The sequence below is a fragment of the Shewanella insulae genome (assembly GCF_009831655.1).
GTDB classification, from domain to species: domain Bacteria; phylum Pseudomonadota; class Gammaproteobacteria; order Enterobacterales; family Shewanellaceae; genus Shewanella; species Shewanella insulae.
Genome location: NZ_WRPA01000002.1, coordinates 16826 through 37239 on the forward strand (window position 1 = coordinate 16826; position 20414 = coordinate 37239).

Annotated in this window: 13 protein-coding genes and 1 pseudogene; 6 read left to right on the forward strand and 8 right to left on the reverse strand. The window is 54.3% G+C overall.

Going from position 1 to position 20414, the window contains the following annotated elements; translation table 11 throughout:
- Window positions 1-15 precede the first annotated feature (15 nt).
- Window positions 16-963 (forward strand): glutathione synthase, encoded by a 948-nt coding sequence (gene gshB, locus GNT65_RS03080; protein WP_160793663.1) that lies wholly within the window; start codon window positions 16-18, stop codon window positions 961-963.
- Window positions 964-976: 13 nt separating this feature from the next.
- Window positions 977-2293, forward strand: a pseudogene (locus GNT65_RS03085) (alkaline phosphatase); the annotation flags it as partial.
- A 299-nt stretch (window positions 2294-2592) separates the two neighbouring features.
- On the opposite strand, the gene GNT65_RS03090 reads toward GNT65_RS03085, so the two are convergent.
- The 3 genes from GNT65_RS03090 to GNT65_RS03100 are packed head-to-tail and all read right to left on the reverse strand — an operon-like array spanning window position 2593 to window position 6686.
- Window positions 2593-5070 carry a putative bifunctional diguanylate cyclase/phosphodiesterase gene (locus tag GNT65_RS03090; protein WP_160793665.1) on the reverse strand — a complete coding sequence of 826 codons (2478 nt, stop codon included), beginning with the start codon at window positions 5068-5070 and terminating at the stop codon, window positions 2593-2595.
- A 4-nt stretch (window positions 5071-5074) separates the two neighbouring features.
- Window positions 5075-6262, reverse strand: coding sequence for a hypothetical protein (locus GNT65_RS03095; RefSeq protein ID WP_160793666.1), 1188 nt, complete (start codon window positions 6260-6262; stop codon window positions 5075-5077).
- On the reverse strand, window positions 6246-6686 hold the full coding sequence (locus GNT65_RS03100; protein ID WP_160793667.1) for a type 2 periplasmic-binding domain-containing protein: 441 nt from the start codon (window positions 6684-6686) through the stop codon (window positions 6246-6248). The genes GNT65_RS03095 and GNT65_RS03100 overlap by 17 nt, the downstream gene beginning before the upstream one ends.
- A gap of 182 nt (window positions 6687-6868) precedes the next feature.
- On the opposite strand from GNT65_RS03100, the gene GNT65_RS03105 reads away from it, so the two are divergent.
- From GNT65_RS03105 to GNT65_RS03120, 4 genes are all read left to right on the forward strand, one after another.
- Window positions 6869-7897 (forward strand): methyltransferase, encoded by a 1029-nt coding sequence (locus GNT65_RS03105; protein ID WP_160793668.1) that lies wholly within the window; start codon window positions 6869-6871, stop codon window positions 7895-7897.
- A gap of 184 nt (window positions 7898-8081) precedes the next feature.
- Complete coding sequence (locus GNT65_RS03110) at window positions 8082-9752, forward strand: DUF342 domain-containing protein (RefSeq protein WP_160793669.1); 1671 nt, start codon at window positions 8082-8084, stop codon at window positions 9750-9752.
- 115 nt (window positions 9753-9867) lie between these two features.
- A complete protein-coding gene (locus GNT65_RS03115; RefSeq protein WP_160793670.1) occupies window positions 9868-10968 on the forward strand; it encodes a site-2 protease family protein in 1101 nt (366 codons plus the stop codon).
- Window positions 10969-11347: 379 nt separating this feature from the next.
- Window positions 11348-12118: a Crp/Fnr family transcriptional regulator gene (locus GNT65_RS03120; RefSeq protein WP_160793671.1), complete on the forward strand. Its 771-nt coding sequence runs from the start codon at window positions 11348-11350 to the stop codon at window positions 12116-12118.
- 42 nt (window positions 12119-12160) lie between these two features.
- On the opposite strand, the gene GNT65_RS03125 is transcribed toward GNT65_RS03120, so the two are convergent.
- From GNT65_RS03125 to GNT65_RS03145, 5 genes are all read right to left on the reverse strand, one after another.
- On the reverse strand, window positions 12161-13000 hold the full coding sequence (locus GNT65_RS03125) for a LamG domain-containing protein (protein WP_160793672.1): 840 nt from the start codon (window positions 12998-13000) through the stop codon (window positions 12161-12163).
- Entirely contained in the window at window positions 12997-14427 is a 1431-nt protein-coding gene (locus GNT65_RS03130; protein ID WP_160793673.1) for an ATP-binding protein, read from the reverse strand. Before GNT65_RS03130 ends, GNT65_RS03125 begins: the two co-directional genes overlap by 4 nt.
- Window positions 14428-14659: 232 nt before the next feature.
- Window positions 14660-14920: a hypothetical protein gene (locus tag GNT65_RS03135; protein ID WP_160793674.1), complete on the reverse strand. Its 261-nt coding sequence runs from the start codon at window positions 14918-14920 to the stop codon at window positions 14660-14662.
- A gap of 110 nt (window positions 14921-15030) precedes the next feature.
- Window positions 15031-19566, reverse strand: a complete 4536-nt coding sequence (locus GNT65_RS03140) for a Calx-beta domain-containing protein (RefSeq protein WP_160793675.1) — start codon at window positions 19564-19566, stop codon at window positions 15031-15033.
- A gap of 185 nt (window positions 19567-19751) precedes the next feature.
- Window positions 19752-20378 carry a hypothetical protein gene (locus GNT65_RS03145; RefSeq protein WP_160793676.1) on the reverse strand — a complete coding sequence of 209 codons (627 nt, stop codon included), beginning with the start codon at window positions 20376-20378 and terminating at the stop codon, window positions 19752-19754.
- Window positions 20379-20414 lie beyond the last annotated feature (36 nt).

The following is a 20414-nucleotide window of genomic DNA, read 5'->3' on the forward strand; positions in this document are numbered from 1 at the left end:
AAGAGGAAAGATGAGATGATTAAGCTTGGCATAGTGATGGATCCCATCAGCGACATTAACATCAAGAAAGACTCCAGCTTCGCCATGCTGTTGGCGGCGCAGTCCCGTGGCTATCAGCTCTATTACATGGAGATGCAAGACCTGGCTATGGTGAACGGCGTGGCTATGGGTAACATGCGTCGCCTCACGGTGAAGCAAGATCCCCAATCCTGGTATCAGCTGGAAGAGGCCGTCGATACGCCCCTTGCAGATCTCGACGTGATCTTGATGCGTAAGGACCCGCCATTCGATACCGAATTTATCTACGCCACCTATTTACTCGAGCGCGCCGAGGAGCTGGGTACCCTCATAGTCAACAAGCCCCAGAGCCTGCGCGACGCCAACGAGAAGCTGTTTACCGCCTGGTTCAGCGAGTTCACTCCAGACACCCTGGTCACCCGCGATGCCAAGCGCATCCGCGCCTTCTATCAGGAGAAGGGCGATATCATCTTAAAGCCCCTCGATGGCATGGGCGGTAGCTCTATATTCCGGGTCAAGGCACAGGATCCTAACCTTGGGGTGATCATCGAGACACTCACCAACCATGGACAGCAGTATGCCATGGCCCAGGCCTTCATTCCGGATATCACAGCCGGCGACAAGCGTATTCTGGTGGTCGACGGCGTTCCCGTACCTTATAGCCTGGCGCGCATTCCCCAGAAGGGTGAGACCCGAGGCAACCTGGCTGCCGGAGGCCGCGGCGTCGCTCAGCCCCTATCCGAGAGCGACTGGACTATCGCCAACACCATAGGCCCAGAACTGAAGAAGCGTGGCCTGATCTTCGTCGGCCTGGATGTGATCGGCGACAAGCTCACCGAGATCAACGTCACCAGCCCGACCTGTATCAGGGAGATCGAGGCCGCCTTCGACGTGGACATCACAGGCATGCTGATGGATGCCATCGAAGCCCGTATCGGCCGTTAGACTTGGAGCCAAGATGAAACTAACCCGATTATCTTCTCTGCTCTGCCTGGGTGCCGCCCTGGTATCGGGCAGCCTGTGGGCCGACAATCTGCTCGGCCCGCAGACGCCACCGAGCCGTCCTAAGAATATCGTCATCATGGTAGGCGACGGCATGGGCCCTGCCTACACCAGCGCTTACCGCTACTATCAGGACAACCCCAGCACCCTGGAGATAGAACAGACGGTGTTTGACCGCCTCTTGGTGGGCAATGCCAGCACCTATCCGGCTCCCGTCAGTGGCTATGTCACCGACTCGGCCGCGGCCGCCACCGCTCTCGCCACCGGCGTAAAGACCTATAACGGCGCCGTATCTGTAGATACCGACAAGCGTCCGGTGCCGACCCTGCTTGAGTTGGCGAAGCAGCGCGGCATGAGCACAGGGGTAACAGTCACCAGCCAGATCAACCACGCGACCCCGGCCGCCTTTCTCAGTCACAACGAGAGTCGCCGCAACTATGAGGCGTTGGCCGAGAGCTACCTGAATACCGAGGCCGACGTCATGCTAGGAGGCGGCCAGAAATACTTTTCAGGCAAGCTGATAGCAGAATTCGAGGCCAAGGGTTACCAGGTACTTAAAGACGCCGCCCTGCTGGATGACGTCACTCGACCTAAGGTAATGGGACTATTTGCCGACGTGCAGCTCCCCTGGGCCATCGATGAGCCAGAAGCCAGACGCCTGAGCACAATGACCGCCAAGGCATTAGAGCTGTTATCACAGAACGACCAAGGCTTCGTGCTCCTGGTGGAAGGCAGCCTGATCGACTGGGCCGGTCACAACAACGACATCGCCACCGCCATGGCCGAGATGCATGAGTTTGCCGGCGCCATCGAGGTGGTCGAACAGTACGTGCGCCAGCACCAAGACACTCTCTTGGTAGTCACCGCCGACCATAATACCGGCGGCCTCTCAATAGGCACCCATGGCGAGTACCGCTGGGACAGCCAGGTGCTGCGCCAGATAAATGCCAGCCCGACACAGATAGCTAAGCAGGCATTGGCCCAGGACGAGTGGCAGGGCGGCGTAAGCAGCGCCCTGGGTTTTACCCCCAGCGATGAAGAGTTCGATCTACTGGATAAAGCCAGAATGCAGGGCGAGCAGGTACTCACCACTGGACTTAAGAAGCTGATCGACCAGCGCTCTAACACAGGCTGGACCACGGGCGGTCATACGGGGGTGGATGTGCAGGTATTTGCTGCCGGCCCGGCGTCAACCCTGTTTGCCGGTCATCAGGACAACACGGATATCGCCCATAAGCTGATCAGCCTGCTGCCTAAGCCAATAAAAGCTAAGCCTAAGCCGGAAAAAGCTCAGCCTGACGCCGCGCAGCAAGCAATTGAGGTGAAGACTGAGACAGAGCCTAAAGCAGAGACTAAGGCTAAAGATCTGCTCGACTCACAGATATTGCCAGAGCAAAACGCTAAGCCCGCGATTGAGGTCAAGCCAAACACTAAGCTCCTGGAGAACGATAACCAAGGAGACGCCAATGAGGCTCTGCAACAGGCACAAGAGCTGCTTAGCGAGGGCGCCGAGAGTCAGTCTACCGCTCCCGTCTCACAGGTGGATAGCCAAGACTACCCCTTGGCTTCCAGCTAGCTCCCCAGCCTGACGAGTCTAGGTTGGGGAGCCTGATGTATAGGCCACATACGTGTCTCCTCAATCTCCTGTAACACCTTAAATACAGACGCCACATCCAAGGGGCGAGAGAAATAGTAGCCCTGACCAAATTCGCAATCCTGGCAGCTCAGGCACTGCGCCTGCTGCTGAGTCTCTATCCCCTCGGCCACCACCTGACGCCCCAGGTTATGGGCCAGCTCGATCACCGTGGCGATGATATGGGCATCGGCCTCGCCATCGAGCACATTGGCGGTAAAACAACGATCTATCTTCAAGAGATCGAAGGGCAACTGCTTGAGATAGCTCAGGGAGGAGTAGCCGGTACCAAAGTCATCGATAGCGATCCTCACACCCAATGCCTTGAGCGATGCCATCGCCGCCATGGCCTGTTCTACCTGCTCGATCACGCTCGCCTCGGTCACCTCTAACAACAACGACTGGGCAGAGATATGATGCGCCTCTACTTCCTGACGCACCACGTTGAGCAGATCTGCGGCTAGGAAGTGCTTAGCCGACAGGTTCACGGCGATATAGAGTTCGGGCCATCCGGCCGAGTCGAGCTGGGCGACTAACTCTGAGGCCTTTCGGATCACATAATTTCCCACCTCGATGACCGCCTCACTATGTTCGATATCGGGAATGAATTCAGCCGGCATGATGAGACCGCGCTCGGGATGGAACCAGCGGATCAGCGCCTCGAAACCGCGCAATCGGCCCGAGGGCAGCTCGACGATAGGCTGCAGGAAGAGCACCAGCTGCTCCTCGTTGATGGCAGTCCCTATGCTCTGCTCTATCATGAGGCGGTTGTTAGCCTGGTGCAGCATCTCCTCGCTGAACACCCTATAGTTGCTGCGCCCGGCGCTCTTGGCCTGATACATAGCCAGATCAGCATGCTGGATCAGCTCCTCGGCCCTTAGCTCTGAGCTGTTACAGTAGGCCAGGCCGATACTGGTGGTAACGATCAACTTATGACTGCCCAGCACCACGGGATGTTGCAGGGCCGAGAAGATCCTGTGGATCACATTGCTCACCTCCTGCTCGTCACGCACCTGCCTAAGCAAGATTAGAAACTCATCGCCCCCTTGACGAAACACGGTATCCATCTCGCGCACGCTATTGGTTAGCCTGGCAGCCACTATCTTGAGCAGCTCATCCCCCTGAATATGACCTAGGGTATCGTTGATCCGCTTGAACTCGTCCAGATCCAGGAACATGAGCACCACACAATCGTCTTCGCTGGCGATACAGGCGATGGCGGTCTGCAGCTCATGGTGCAACATCGCCTTGTTGGGCAGACCCGTGAGGGTATCCAGCATGGCCAGTCGTTCCAACTCATGGGTATACTCATCCACCTCATTCTCTAACCCCTGCATGTTATCAGCCAGTTCGCGGGTCGCCAGATGAATGAGATCGACCTCGTCCGGGAAGAGTGAGAGTTTTTTAGGCAGACTGGAGCGCACGCCGGCAAAGTCATGGTCGGCCAGCAACGGCAACAGATTGGCATGGCGCGCCAGGCTCACCACAGACGACCAGGCCACCATCATCACCAGACCGGCGGCTAAGATCAGACCCGCCAAGAGAGTACCCACCATCCCCAGCTGGAAGGAGGACAGCATCCGCTGCCACTGATCCAAGCTCATCAGGACGACGATCGCCGGCGCGTTTTCCACCTTGTCCAAGGGAAAGGACCAGACCGCCCAGTGCCCGTCCTGATAACTATAGATACCATCCCCCAGGGAGAGTTGCTGCCAGGAGAAGCTATCGGCCATGTGACGTAACAGGGAGAAACTACTGGGACGGTTACTGATGCTGTAGAGGTGCCTCCCCCACAAGGGGCCGGGCTGTCCCTCGCTCACCCGGGCACCTAACACCGCCAACTCGATCGACTTATCGATACGAAAATGGCTGATCACCTCGGTGAGCACAGATTCGAAGAAGAACAGATGGGGTTTGCCATTCACCAGGGTCGGCACCAGTACCTGGATCACACAGTCCTCTATACAAACCACCCTGGAGGTCAACTCAAAGGAGGCCTCACTCTGTAACAGCCACTGGAGATCGTCCTCCGAGTGGGGCTCCCCCGCATGGGCCAGCCGCTCGCCATCCAATTGATACAGACCGAACCCCTTGAGATCCCAGTAGAGCTGTACGTCGGGCCAGTTCTCGGCCAACAGCAGCTGATAACCCTCGGCACTATCATCGCTCTTGGCATTGGCCACGAATCCCAGCTGCATCGCCGCCTGCAGCGAATGTTCTACCGCGGTATTCAGAGAGAAAGAGAGGCTCTGGGCCAGCTTATCCCGCTGGGCTTCGAGCAACATCTTCTGCTGATTGAGTAGCTGCTGATAGGCCAAGGTAGAGATCATCCCCCCCACCAGAGTCAAGATGAGAATCACCGCGATAAGGAGTTTCCACTTAATACTCAAGAAGCGATTGGGGTGATTCACGGCCATGGCGTCACCACTGGAACTTGTAGGATATTTCGATGGCAAACAGCGACCAGTCCTCGTCCTGTACCGCCGGATTAGGCAAGAGGATCGGAGTGACCCAGGCGGCTCCATCGATCTTGTGATATTCCGCCGCCACCATCCAATCTTTAGTCGGCAACCAGCGGGTGCCTATGGTCCAGTCGTGGGCGTAGCCAAAATAGCCAGGCACTCCAGTCGCCACCAGCTTATCGCCATCCGGGTCGCTCTCATCCAACACCTGATGATCATAGCGAACGAAGAGTTCCACATCCCCCGGCAGGTAGCCGCGCACATCCAGATAATAGCCATAGCCTCTCACCTCAAGGATGCCCAGCTCTGGCGGCACAAACACGCCGCCCACATAGCGGTCCCAGTGCAGGTACTCACTGGTGATCTCGAGGAAGTTAACCCGATACTGTGCCGACACTATCCAGTGTTTAGACCTCAGGCTACCGTCGGCGAAGGGGCCCCCCAGATGGGACTGATAACGACTCTTGGCATCGAAATAGGTTAGCCCCAACCTCAGGCTATCGTCCTGATACTCGAGATCCGCGCCCCAATATCCATCTGCATCGAAGCGACCAAACGCCTCCGAGCCCACCACATTGCGGGTCAGGTCGTCCGAAGTCTGTGCATCACCAAGGGTCAGATGCCACTCCAGCGAGCCATCAAACACCGGATGTCCACCAAACAGCTCGCCGCCTGTGATATGCAGCAGGGCGTCGCGAAGATAGTCACTATAGACAGACTGAGGCAACATGATCCCCGGCCGAGTAAAGGAGACATCCCGGGTACTGGTATAGAAGCCGGCCTCACTCTTAAACAGTCCTCCCCTGGCCCCCAGGTAGCCCTGCTCTAAGATGAACTTATACTCTGCAAACAAATAGTCGACGGAGAGCCCCGATTCATCCAGATTGCCCCACTGGCGATAACGAGCCGCCCCGGCCAGGCGAAGGTTTTCATCTGGGCGCCAGGAGAGATGCAGCGCCGCCTCGGTCACATCGAAGGTGTCACCAGGCTCGCCGACGATAAACTCACTGCCGTCGGCCGCGACATACCCCTGACCGACGAAACCATTAACCTGCCACTGATTGGCCTGCGCCGGCATCGAGAGTGCCGCAGGCAGGGCCATACTCAGCATGACAGCCTGCACTAGGCGACTAATGTTCGGCTTCATCTTGTCCTCCTTGACGCTCTATACCTGCCTCGACGGCGAGCGCGCCGCCACCGCCAGACACATAGCCTATCGCCCCGGGCGTACTGGCCACCTTCTCGCGCATCTGCGCCTCGGAATCCAGGGTGACCGGCCGCTCGCCGACGCCGGAAAACACCAGGCGGTCCCAGCGATGACGCAGCACATAGGGCATCATTTCCAGCTGCTGATAGCAAAATTCTTCATGTATGGGGGAGTTGCTGGGGAGGACGAAGACATGGATCTTCTGTCCATCGGACCAGTAGAGTTTCTGCATGGCAAAGATCAACTTGAGATCTTTTGGGCTGATATTGGCGATCTCCACAGAGGAGTTGACGATCACCTGAGCGGCGAAAACGTTAGCGCAACAAAGGCCCAGTAGGCACATCCATGTCGACAATCGCCGCATCCTCGCTCCTCTATCTCCTATAGACCTCAGTTATGCGCCAAATCTCACATAACAAAGGATATTTATCCGCTAATGAGATATAGCTTAGGCAAGAATCGGCAAACTGGCATAATAAATGTTACTGATAATATAGTGGCTTGGGCTATAATTGCCGCAAATTCCCCTTTGGCCTGTGGTTGCGCGTGTTATCTAATCCTTCTCAAGTCGTCCTAAGAAATATCGAACTGTTTGAATCAAAGAATGTTTTGCTCATCAATCATGAGTGCGATCTTCTGGCGACGGCCCTGTTGGAAGATGCCGCAAAAGTCACGACTCTGGCCCTGGATTTCAACCATTTTCAGCGCATCAAAAGCCATGAAAATGCCCGTCTGCAGTGCCATTTCGGTCATCAGCTGCCATCGACGCAAACTTTCGATGCAGTGGTGCTCTTCTACCCCAAATCTAAGAGCCTGGCACCCTACCTGATCAACCTGGCCGGGCGCCATCTAATCCCGGGTGGCGAGCTGGTGATTGTCGGCGAGAAGAAGGGCGGCATTCGTTCTATCACCAAGCAGCTTCCTGACTACTTCGATGGCGGCATCAAGCTGGATAACGCCCGTCACTGCATGCTCTACAGCAGCAGCCTGCAAAGCGAGGCGCCGGAGATCAACCTCAGCGACTGGGTCAAAGCCTATGTGCTGAGCACGCCGCAGGGGGAGCTGACCATCTGCAACCTGGTGGGCGTCTTTAGCGAGAAACGACTCGACGAGGGCACAGAGCTGCTGCTAGAGCACCTGCCCACACTTAAGGGGCGCGTGCTCGACTTTGGCTGCGGCGCCGGGGTGATCACCGCCGCGCTGCTCAAGGCCAACCCAGATCTCGAACTCGAGTGCGTCGACATCAACGCCATGGCCCTGGCCTCCTGCGAGCTGACCATGGCGGCCAACGGCATGCAGGCCAAGGTCTATGCCTCGGACGGCCTGACGCAAATCCAGGGATTGTTCGACGCCATCATATCTAACCCACCGTTTCACGATGGCCTGGACAGCACCACAGAGATAGCGACCCGCTTCGTGCAGGAGAGCGAGGCTCAGCTGAGATCGGGTGGGATCTGGCAGATCGTGGCCAATCGTCACCTACCCTACAGTGACACCATAGCCCAGTTCTTCAATACGGTGAATGTGACCGCCGAGAACAACAAATACAAGATATACGCCAATCGCAAGGCATAGCGCCATGAGTATCATTGTTTAATCTGTTGCTGATAGCCGGGTTCCCCCGGCTTTTTTCGCATCAGATCCCATTTCAATCATGTGTTTCATCTGCATCATAAAATAGGACTTCATAGGTCAAACTTTATGCTGTTATACTCGGGAGAATACTCACTAAAATAATAATTAACCTGCGGAAATCAATATGCTGGATCCAGGACTGATAGAACTGAGTAGTGACGGAAACTTAGCCGAATTCAAAGTCATTCCCAATACCCATGGCCCACTGACGGTGGATGCCGTACTCGAACTGCTCACCCTCCCCGAATTTTGCCAGCTTTCCCCCCGTAACAATGTTATCGAAAAGGCCGTCGCCGAAGTCAACAAGGCCATAGGCCAGGATGAGGGTCAGTATGAACTCTTCTTCGAGATCGCCGAGCGCCGCGACGCCGAGGTCACCATCACCCTCAGCGACGACAAGATGAGTGCCGAGATGACCCTCACCGCTCCCTGGGGCGGCAAGGCGGTAACCCTACAGGATATTCTAAGAACCCTAAAGGCCGAGCAGATCAGCATGGGGCTGAGTAAGGTCAAGATCGAGGCCCTGCTGGCCAAGCAACCCAACTTAGCTCCTGGAGAAAACTGCAGCGAAGTCATCGCCCATGGCAAGCCCGCCATCAATGGCACCAATGCCGTCGTCGAGCGTAAGGTGCCCCTGGCGAGGGAGCGTCTGCTGCAGCCGCAGGAGCGCGCCGATGGCACGGTCGACATGCGTAACCTGGGCGAAATCATCATGGTCAAACCCAACGACAAGTTGATGGTCAAGATCCCCGCTACCGAGGGCACCCAGGGCTACAACGTACAGGGTGAACCCCTGCTGCCCGTGGCCGGTAAAGATCTCAAACTCACCGCTGGCACGGGAACCGAGCTACTGGAGTCCGATCCCAATGTGCTGATCGCCACCGTCGCCGGCCAGCCGGTGGAAACCAAGAGTGGCATGCAGGTCGATGACGTGCTGCAGATAAAAGATGTGGATATCGGCTACGGCAACGTCGACTTCAAGGGCAGTATTCTGGTCACGGGTGACGTACACGAGGGCATGGTGGTCAAATCCACCGGCGATATCACAGTGATGGGGTTCGTCGACTCGGCCCAGCTGATCGCCGATGGCGATATCACCGTCAGCAAGGGGGTGATCGGTCGTCAACTCAAGGAGGACCAACTGTCTACCAAGCTTAACGCCAAGGGACAGATCTCGGCGCAGTTTGTACAGTATTCAGAGCTACAGGCCGAGGGCGATATCCTGGTCACCAAGCAGCTATTGCACAGTCATACTCAGACCGCAAGTCATCTCATCGTCAGCGATGCCAACGGCCGCCGCGGCGACCTGGTAGGGGGTATAGCCCAGGCCGATAAGGGGGTCAAGGCGGTGATCATAGGTGCAACCGCCGGCACCCGCACAGAGGTATTCTGCGCCATGAAGTGTGGCGATCTGAAAGATGAGCTCAAGCAGCTGGATCAGGGGATCAAGCATATGGTGGTGGCCAAGCTCAATATCGAGTCTAGCCTCAACAAGCTGCCCCCCAAGGCCGAATGGCAAGACGACCCCCTCATGGTGGAACAGGTCAAGGGGATGCTTGAAGAAAAGCGCCGCATCACTCAGGAATGGTCCAGAGAAGAGCAGGAGTTCAATGCCATCAAGCATGAGGTTGAACACTACTATCAGGAGTATCGCATCGAGGCCTCCAAGCATATCTTCGCCAACGTCGAGCTACATATAGGCCCGGCCTTCAACCGCACCCAGCGCGAGCATGGTCCCTGTATAGTGGTCAATGAAGACCAGGAGATCAGCTTCGACTACAGCAATCGCAAATAGGCAGAGTCCATCAGACGATTAACGAGGCCCGACAAAATTGTCGGGCCTCTTTTCTTTGTCATGGCTTTACAGGCATAATCCCCGCCAGATAGCGGTAACGAACAACGGATAGATAGTGGAACTACTGAGAATAGACTGTTTAGGCAAAGAGTTGCGCCTCGAAGGCTCGCTGGCGGGCTGGCAACAACTCTTCTGGGACAATCAACTGGTGTCGGTCAAAGAGGCTAGCGCCGATAACCAGGGGCTGAGAAATCACGAGTTCGAGTTAAGCCGCCAGGATCCCAACAACCAGACGGTACACAAGATCCCCCTCACCCTGGAGGTGGACCTCATCTGGCAACCCTTCAGCCTCAACTATCGCCTGCTCAGTGAAGATACAGTGCTGAGCGAAGGTAGCCGCGACGCCAAAGATATCGAACGCCAGACGCCGGTCGTCCCGGTTAAGGCACAGCAGAAACTCAGCCTGGTGGGTCTGGCATCCCTGGGCTTTAAGCTGCTCAAGAGCGCCAAGGTCATAAAGGTGGTGCTGGCCGGTGCCAGCGTGGCCGCCTACTCCTGGCTCTTCTCCTTCCAGTTTGCCCTGGCGCTGATCGCCTGTCTCATGTTCCACGAGTATGGCCATATTCGCGCCATGAAATATTTCGGTATGAAGACCAAGGGGATCTACCTCATCCCCTTCATGGGGGGGCTGGCGCTGAGCGATGAGAAGATCAACACCCGCTGGCAGGATGTGGTGATCTCTATCATGGGGCCCACCTTCGGCCTCCTGATGTCGATAGCTTCCCTGGTTGCCTACTGGCTCACGGACAACCCGCTGTTTGCAGGGCTAGCGGCCTTCAATGCCCTGCTGAACCTGTTCAACCTGTTGCCGATCCTGCCGCTGGATGGCGGCCATATCCTCAAGAGCATCAGCTTCTCCATGAATAGCCTGATGGGGCTTATCGCCTGTGCGGCCGGCGCCGCCATCGGTGTCTTCATCAGCTATAGCTTAGGGCTGGCGCTGCTGGGCTTTCTGCTGCTGATCGGCAGCCTGGAGATCATCTTCGAGTGGAAGACCCGCCACCAGAGCCATCTGCTACCACTGGACAGATATGGGCAGATCTTCTCAGCCATCTGGTACCTGCTGACCGTCGGCGCCCTGGTCACTATTATCTGGTATCTCGCCGGTAGCGGCGATGATATGCTCGGCCTGCCACTCAAGATACTGCAAAGCTAGATCACACACCCAACCTGAAACCTCTCGCCTCGCGCCCATTCTGGGGGCGAGGCAATGCTTCTCAAAAAACTAGCCTCCCAGGTCGAATTAGGTGAATGAAAGTTAAATTTTTTCACATTTTTTCGCCAACTCGCTTTCAAGACAGCCTCAAAAATATTTATTCAAATAAAACATATAAATAAACAACCAAAAACTAGCCATTCTTGGGCTGTTTTTAGCCAAAAAAACAGCAAATATAGGTATTTTCCGATCCCTATCTAGGGACATTTGCGGATACTTTTAAAAGTTACAATAACGTTACAATCAATTCATCATCAGAGGATGACAAAGAGCTAGCAGATAAAATTACATATAAAACAGATAGTTTCTGAGGTGCAATATGTTAAAGTCCATATCGACAGCGAGAACACAACAAGGGACATTCACCCCAGTTGAAAAACAGATGTTCGGTGCCGCATTATTGATTGAGCCCGAGATTTCGAGCACCTTAGACCAGGCAAGCGAACTGGGGCAAACTGGATATTCAAGCAGTCTATTGCAACAACTTACCTGTGTTACCAAACGCTTTCGCCACCTCAATGCTGAGCAATATCTACTACGCCAACAAGACAGCTTCGAGTCTCTGTTTGTAGTAAAGAAAGGGGCACTCAAGAGTTATCGTTTGACCCCTGAGGGAGAAGAGATAGTCACAGGCTTTTATCTGGAAGGTGACGTCATAGGCGCTGGAGGCCTTGGCAATCAGAAACATTTTTACTCTGTTGTGGCCCTGGAACCCGCTAGTCTGTATGAGATCCCTTTCGCCAAACTGCTACAGCTATCCACCATGGAACCGATTGTGCAGCAACTAATGCTCAAGTTGCTGAGTCAGGAGATGCAAGCCGATCAAAGTCTGCGTCTTATCCAACTCAAGCAGGTCAAGGCGGCAATTGCCTCCTTAATCCTCAACATGGCTAACCGTCTCACGACAACTCAGCTTACCCTGCCCATGAGCCGTGTCGATATCGCCAATCTTTTAGGTGTCGCCTCGGAAACGGTTTGCCGCGAATTCACCCGCCTGCAGAAGCAAGGGCTGCTGTCAGTTAATCGCAAGCATATTGTCATTAACGATCTGCCTCAGCTACAACAAGCAGCAGGCGCAGATTGCTGCTAATCGCGCTAGCCGTCTGGAACTCGTACAAATTGACAGTTTGCGCTAATGGTTATTGTCCTTTGGCACCAGACCATAGATAGCCCTGACATCCTTGGCCGAAAAGATCCGCTCAGACATCACTACCTCATCGATGATCCCGGAGAAACGCGCCTGACCAACATTTGCATAGCCCGACGGGATCCCACCGATAAAGAGATCATTCATCACCGAGCTCACCTTACGATCCAAAGTCTGGCTGGCATCGAGCTCGCCATCGATATAGGCGTTGGCCTGTTGACCGTCGTGTACAAGAGCAATATGGTACCAGCGATCGTTACTCAGCTTGCTACGGGAACGAACCGCTACCTCGGGAAAAAAACCTGATGCATCATAGATCAACAGCTCCAGATGCCCCTGATTGATACGCAGCTTATTGCTTTGCACATCGCCGTACCACCCCCCAAGGAGAGGATAGATATCCTGGTCATTGATTGCTAATGGCTTTATCCACATCGCCATGCTGATCCCGCCAAAATCGAAGGTAATTTCCCTGCCCCGAGCCAGTTTCATCTCATCGCTTTTGCAGCAGATATCGAACTCAATATAGGCTTGCTCGCTGGCGGAAAAGTCTATCCCCTGCCCCTTAATCCCGGGCACTCGCTGCCCACCCACCAAAGTGCCGATCCAAATGGATTTGAATGTATCTATAATCTCCTGATTCTGCTCTTCGAAAGACAATAAAGAGGAGTGCCCATAGATGTTCACTTCGACAACTTTGAACAAGGGATCGTCCTCACCGATCCCCAAATGCAGTGGCTCATGCTCCCATAAAGTGGCAACAACAAAGCCGATAAGGATCAACAACAAGGCACCAGCGAGTTTAATAAGAGGCGTATGCATCATGATACCGCCCCTTGGTCACTTTCTAGCTTAGCCCCTGACTTAGCCTCTGGTTTCGCATCAAGCTTATCTCCCTGGGGCAGAAGCATAGTAAAGTCGCAGCCGCCAAACTCATTGGCACTAAAGCGCAATTCACCGTTGTGGGCATCGACAATGGTCTTACAAATAGCCAATCCCATGCCCATCCCCTCTTTTTTGGTCGTAAAGAAGGGGGTAAAAATCTCTTTGGCCGCCTCGGAACCTATGCCACAACCGCGATCACGAATGCGTATGCTCACCCTATCATCACTCTCATGAGCACTCTCCTCGACCCAAATCTCAATAGCACTCTCAGCCGGACTCGCCTCCATGGCGTTGCGTAGCAAATTAAACAGCACCTGCTGCAGCTGCACCAGGTCACCAATAACAGTGAGCCGCTCGTCAGCAACCCCTTGCACCAGGCTCACCTTATATTGCGACCCCAATGTCTCAAGCAGATGGCTGGTACTGGTCAACAGCGCCTTGACCCCAATCTCGCTGCGACTACTGGACTGCTTACTGATGAATTGACGTATGGTGCGGATCACCTCACCGGCTCTCAGTGCCTGTTCTGTGATCTTCTCCAGCGCCTTTTGCAGATCGCTAGGTATACGCTCATCATCTTTATGACTGCGAAGCGCCGCCTGGGCATAGGTGGCAATGGCCGTTAACGGCTGATTGATCTCATGGGCAATACTACTGGCGATCTCCTCCATGCTGGTCACCCTATCCATGTGTGCCAGCTGCTCGCGACTGGTGCGACTGTCAAACTCCGCCTCTTCCCTAAGCCTTAGCTCCTGCGCCAGCCTGGTCTGCATCTCGTTGAGCGCCGTTACCACAGTATCTAACTCATCCACCTCGCCTCGGCGCGCTGGCATTCTGTCCAGGGTCAGGGCCGGCGCATGGCCGTTAAGGGTTAAGTTGTGGGCGTACTGGCTGATCTTATTCAGATGGCGGGTCACCAGGTACTGGAACAGCAGCAGAATAAAGGCGGCGATAAGAAAGGTCTTCACCGCGGTGGCAACCAGGATAAACCAGATCTTCTGCTTTAGTCGCTCATAGAGGGGATCAAGCCCTGCCACCAGATGCAGTGTACCTGAGGGTTCCCGAGCCTTGGAGGGGTCCAAGGGATAGAGGAGAAATTTAGTATCTATCACCCTATCTGACACCACGCCACCGGCGCGCTGCAACACGCGGTCCTGCACTATGATGCTGATACGCTCGATGTCCGGTAACTTAACCAGGCCATCGATCAATAGCTGTAACTGCACTGGATTGTTTAGCTCTACATAGTGGGCTATGCCATCGAGATGGGAATTTTGTATCTGCTCAATCTGCTGCTCGATCTGGCCTACCTCATCTTGGTATTCCACATAAAGCTGTAAGGCCGACGACAGGATAGTGATCAGCACACTGAATAAAATAATGTATAAGATTAACCGCTTAGCAGTTCTACCTGTAAATGCGCCCAAATTGAATTTGCTTTTCGTCATCTGTGATCACTTCCCATAGTGTCATATTGGGGCACACTTCTCCAGCACCTCTACCGGCACCCTTTACCTCATAGTGGAAGAGAAAATAACTCAGTATCGACTGAGCCTAGGAGTGTCAGGCACCTGGCGTTAACAGCTAAGAAGGCTTATCTTACTGCTTCTCGCTACCCGGTTCAGGCTCGCTGGGTTTCACCTGTTCTTTGGCGGCCTCATGGGTCGGCTTTATTGACTGCTGGCCAAGCTGTTGCTCGATAGGTAAAGCATGATTGGGCACTATGCGATCGCCTTGGCTGTTATCGGCCTTTGCAGGTGGCAACGTACTCAGCGCATCCGACTCACCCTGGGCGCTACTTTGCTGCACCTTAGGCTTATTCTTGGGCTTGTCAGTATCGCTATTGGGTTCGCAGGCCATCACGCCTCCTAGCAAGGGGAGTGTCATTAAGATAATGACTAGATTGTGATTTTTCATTGTCAGTGACCTCTATACAGGTAAAAAAGGTGCCCGAAGGCACCTTTTATGACTTAACGATTTACTCTTCTGCGCCATCCCAAAGCAAGTAAAGCTCCCAGCAACAGCTGCAGGCCTGCACCACCTTTGGATGAACTGCTGCTATCGGCAATATTGACGTTGGCAATATTCTTGTCGGTAGCCACCAGCTGCCCATCATCGCTAGAAAGAACCAGGGTAAATGACTCGGTCACCTCTTCCTTATCGTCTGCGATGATAGCGACCACTATCTCCTTGGGCGACATATCTTGATCGCCCCAGGTCAGAGTGCCTTCAGTCAAGTTGAAGTCTTCACCGGCAGCAGCACTGCCATTTACGCCATGATAGTTAACACTCACCTCACCATCGACACCTCCCAGACGTTCAACCACTAGGGTCACACTGCCATCGGCCTCACTGACTTCGTAGCCTGTGGCCTTGAAGCCTACTGAGCCAAATACCTTGGCCTCAACCGTGAGTGATAATGGAACGGCCTGAGTACCGTAAGGCGTATCGTTTTGCAGCAGCAGCTGTACCTGATGCAGACCCGGCGCCAACTCGCTGGCATCGACATCGAAGGTCACCTCCTGCTCGTCCGCCACATTCAGCTGACCGCTGGTATGAGAGACGTTCAGCCACTTCACATCTTGGTGATCACATATGCCAGTCTCGCCGGACGAAACAGTAAACATCTTGCTGCCTTCGATATCCACCAGGCGCAAATTACCGTCACAGTCGATATCCAGCCCAGTCTGGCCATAGTTGCTCATACCATCGACATTGAGCGCGCCTACTATACGGAAGTCATCACGGCTATCCAGAACATAGATATCCAACACCTGATCGACCTTCTCAGAACCTGGTTCGGCCGCACCATTAGTGCTGATAAACAGGTGACCGCTAGCCGAGTTATAAGCCATGCCCGATACCGACAAGCCTACTTCCTCTGTCTTGTGCACCTCTCCAGACTCATCGAAGTAGCTGACGGTCATCTTGCTGGCCGAACCTCCGATGAAGTCACCGGACACAGGATCATAGGCCAGACCCGAAATAGCGCCTACACCAGGACAAACCCGCTTACCTGTCACCATCAGTTTGTTAGGGTCGATCTCATGTATACAGTCGTCGGCAAACAGCGCCGCCTGCCATAACATGCCGGTACGGCTATTATAGGCACCGTCAGTTAACAGCGAACCAGCAGGTATCATGGCATCCATGTCGATCACTTCACCAGTTTGCAGGCCATCGGCGTCATAGCGATACAACTTGTTGTCACCACCAAACAGCTTGACGTTGTTCACCCATAAAGAGCCGCTGCTGCGATCCATGGTAGCACTGTATGGGACTGCCAGGCCGAGACTCAATTTCTCGATCGACTCGCCAAAACCTAACTCGGATTCCGCCATCGGATTTTCCAGCTCGCCCTCCACAGAGGCTGCCAATTCGCCCAGACGATAGGTAACGCCCCGACTACCCACATTCTTCACCTTAAGGCTTAGCTGGCTCTGCTGGCCACTGCGCACAGCAGCGGTAAGCCCTTGCTGATCCAGCTCTAGCATCCCCGCCTTAAGGCTCAGGTGTTGTACCGCAATCATGTTGTCTGTAATACGGATCTGGCTGTTGGTCACGCCATAACCACTCTGGGTCGCGGAGACAATCTGGCTGCCAGCGCTTTCGAACAGACGATATTGCCCTTCAGTGTTGCTCGATACCTGAGTATCGCCCAACCAGACCTTAGCTTGAGCGACAGGCTCTTGGGTGTTGGCATCTGTGATGTTACCGACAGCCAGACCACCTTGCTCTAACGCACAGCCCAGGCCGAACTCGACATCATCTATCTGTGCCCACCAGTCCCAAGGGTTAGTACTGTCATTGTGGTAACGCCACCGAAGCCGGAAGTGAGTGCCCCCCACTATGGAATCGGCGATATCAACACTGATCACCGAGCCTTCACTGGCATTTGCAGAGTGCATAGTCTGCCACTCACCGCCATCGACACTGATATCCAAATCCAAAGCCGAGTTTCCAGAACCGCGGAACCCTTCTTTAAAACGTACAGTAGTGAGGTCACCAAGATCGGCTACCGACATAATAGGGGTTATCAATGAGGAGTCATATGCACTTCGGCCAGCTCTATCACTATCTATCGCTGCAGACAAGCCGGTGCCTGCAGTGTAATTAGGACGTCGCCACTGCTCATTGGTCTTCCAGATCACCCCCGTACCGGCGGCATCAACCACGGTCCACCCCTGAGGAGGGAAGTCGGGCGACTCGAAGCTCACCAAAGACGCCGTATCGGTATCAACCTTACGGTAACCCTGAGCGCTACATATCTCCTTATCCACAGGCAGTTTGAACTCGAGACCGCTCAAGCCTTCGCTACCCGGTACCACACTCATTGTCTGTGACAGGTAACCTGGTGAGCGCGCGGTAAAGGTAACTGGCCAGCCTTCATAACCGACTACGCTGAACTTACCCTCTATGCTATCTGTATGAATAGGCGTTGTTGGAAGTAACTCACCATTTTGGTTAATGATGCCTGGCACGCCCCAACCATGACCAGAGCCATCTTTGATGGTGCCGGAAATCGTCACCTGAGGCATCTCTGTCAACACGACGTTGCGCTCAAGACTGGCGTCTTTGGTCACCGAGAGGTTGCCCTGACTTGCCTTGACATGACCGTAGGCTCGGGCTGAAACTTGATAATCGCCGACGGGGAGCTGCAATATATATTTACCTTCGTTGTCGGCCACTGTGCTGTATGGGCCGGCAACCACCTCGGCGTTAGCCAGCGGTAAACCTGTCACACTATCTGTCACTACCCCATGTACCTCACCAGTCGGATCAGCCACACAGCTTGGAAAGCTGAACTTACCGACTCGGGTCGCCCACATGAATTCGAAATCATGATCGGCACCATATTCCTGGGTATACCAGAAACTACAGTCATCGGTGGGATCTATGGTCATCATGCTGCGCTTACCATAATCACCATCGAAGGAGTTAATCTGGGCCGCCTCGGCGTCCACAAGTATCTGTTCCGCCAATGAGATCTGCCCGAGAGGATCGCCATTGAGACGCCCTGTGTAGCGTACCGACGGCAGCATCTCTTCACCCGAGATAGCATAGCCCAGGCCTATGTTGCCCGAGGCATCCATCGCCATGCTGCCCAACCAGCGGTGGTTGGTATCGGGAGCGTAACTGCCCTGCTGATAGATCTCGGCATCAGCACCCAGATTTCGCAGCTCATACCAACGCACACCAAAGTGCTGCTCGCCCACATCAACGGTATGGTTCACCACCAGACTCTGGTGATCACCAAATTGTCTGAAGGCGGCGCGATACATTAACTGCTCTTGATAAGCTTGCAGGGCATTGTAACTATCACCGCCCCATGAATCCTGTTCAACACAGGTCTTGCCACAGGCTTGGTTGATGTCAAATGGCGCGGTTGCCAGCGCAGCTACCTGAGTAAACTGGCTGTTTTGCGGATTGCTCCAGTCGGTCTTGAAGGCCCAAACCTGCAACTCATCTTGGGTACTGCCATGAAGCTTATCGTCCTGCAGGCTCAAGAAGTAGTTAGGGGTGCCGGCGGTGGGGGCGCGTTTGCCATCAAGATCGGTCGGTAACAGGTTGCTGCTATCAGCAGCATCGAAATAGATAGAACGTGCAGGTACGCCGTAGAGCATCTTGTCACGCTCAAACACCACGGCGGCGGTGCCGGCATCACTGTTGTCACTTTTGTTTTTCTGCTTGGCCGACAGGTAGTATCCGTCATTCCACACGGCGAGTTGGGCCCCCTTGTGCCATTTATCACCGTTGAGTTCAAATTCATACAGATGCCAGTCTCCGGTAGGGTCGCTGGTCTTTGAAACCGCGAAACACTGACGGCTCTCTTTACCCGAGACATAGGCGTTTTGGGTCACTACCCAGCGGTCGGCAAGCTGATCGTAAAGCACAATCGGCTCACGCTCAGTGGTGGGACTATCCCAAGAGTTTGTCGGTGACGGGTTAGCGTTAGGGTCGCCACAGACTCCGTCCAGACGCTTCCAGATTTCGGTAGTCGGTGTACGGTCGACTAGCAAATTGCCCTCTTTGTCCCAGATGGCAAAGGCCATGTTGACCACTTGCATATAGTGGTCACGGCCGACATCGCCCGCCACATCAGGCATAGCAGCCTCATCGAAACCGCTGCGGGTCAGACCATCGAAGTTCAGCTCAGGGGCCGGCATGGCACCTGTGCCTGGTTCAGTTTGCACCACGGTATCACTGTACTGTTCCAGTGCAACGGCCGAAGCCATCTGCTGTTGATACTGGGCCTCTCGCTGCGACAGACTTTCGGCCGATATACTAGGTTTGACCTGCTTGGTCTGGGCGCTTGGTTGGAATTTTAGTTTATTACTCACCAGCATCTTATTGGCGAGTTTCACCAAAGGTGTCGACGACGCTTGGTTCAATGACTCCCCGACGACCGGAGAGCTAGCTGCGCAAGAAAAGGCGCTGACCGTCGCCAATAATCCCGCTAGCCCTACAGAGCTGCAGCTTTGCCATGTTGACTTTTTGATACTCATCAAAAGTCTCCTTATTGTAGGTTTACCTTGGCTCACGTAGTTAAATTCGGTGCCCTAAGACACACTCTTATCTAAAGTCACCGTTAAAAGTTGACGTGATTTGCCGTGATTCGATGCTTGTGTGTATACCAGTGATACAAACTACCCGTTATTGCGCGCGGCCAACTGACAAAGATCAGTTGGGCTCAAAGATTGTGCGCTAACTGCGCCTTTAGCTGTTTGGCCTTGGCCAGCAACGCCTGCTGCTTGGCCTGATAGGCAGGAATGGCATCAACCAAGGTACGCCCAACACTAAAGGCCGCCGCATACTTGGCTTTCTTGGGGCGATCTTTTTTATCCAGATATTGATCGCTTCCCTGTTTAAACTCGTCCAAACGGGGTGACAGCGCCGCCATGGCGTCCAGAGACTTATCGGTGGCCTGAATTAACTGGGCCAGCTTGGCTGGGTCTTGCTCGGCTTCGATGGCCGCATTCAGCTTGGCGTTGACCTCGCTCGCCTGCTCGAGATAGGCGTTTAGTCGTTCGGCATAGGGATAGCTTCCCCGGCTAAAATCTGCCTCCTTCAGCGGTGACAGAGCTGCATGGCTGGGCAGATACTGCTCACGCTGATTGGCGGCAAAATGCGCCGAGATCGCCATGAAGTCCTGCATCAGTTGCGACTGCTCCTGATTGAGTTGATGAAAGGGGTCATTTGCCACCTTACGGGCATGGGCCAGATCACGCCAACCTACGATTTCGGTTTGGGTTTCAGCTTGCGCACCGCTCGCCAGCAAGGTCAGAGTGAGGGTAAATAGAGAGAGGAAACGTGACATAGCGAATTCTCCAAAGTGAAAACTAAAGGAAAAAAG

Coding starts and splice junctions, on each gene's coding strand:
- GNT65_RS03100 (WP_160793667.1), bottom strand. CDS start 6,686: ATGCGGCGATTGTCGACATGGATGTGCCTACTGGGCCTTTGTTGCGCT.
- GNT65_RS03145 (WP_160793676.1), bottom strand. CDS start 20,378: ATGTCACGTTTCCTCTCTCTATTTACCCTCACTCTGACCTTGCTGGCG.
- GNT65_RS03135 (WP_160793674.1), bottom strand. CDS start 14,920: ATGGCCTGCGAACCCAATAGCGATACTGACAAGCCCAAGAATAAGCCT.
- GNT65_RS03110 (WP_160793669.1), top strand. CDS start 8,082: ATGCTGGATCCAGGACTGATAGAACTGAGTAGTGACGGAAACTTAGCC.
- GNT65_RS03095 (WP_160793666.1), bottom strand. CDS start 6,262: ATGAAGCCGAACATTAGTCGCCTAGTGCAGGCTGTCATGCTGAGTATG.
- GNT65_RS03125 (WP_160793672.1), bottom strand. CDS start 13,000: ATGATGCATACGCCTCTTATTAAACTCGCTGGTGCCTTGTTGTTGATC.
- GNT65_RS03140 (WP_160793675.1), bottom strand. CDS start 19,566: ATGAGTATCAAAAAGTCAACATGGCAAAGCTGCAGCTCTGTAGGGCTA.
- gshB (WP_160793663.1), top strand. CDS start 16: ATGATTAAGCTTGGCATAGTGATGGATCCCATCAGCGACATTAACATC.
- GNT65_RS03090 (WP_160793665.1), bottom strand. CDS start 5,070: ATGGCCGTGAATCACCCCAATCGCTTCTTGAGTATTAAGTGGAAACTC.
- GNT65_RS03120 (WP_160793671.1), top strand. CDS start 11,348: ATGTTAAAGTCCATATCGACAGCGAGAACACAACAAGGGACATTCACC.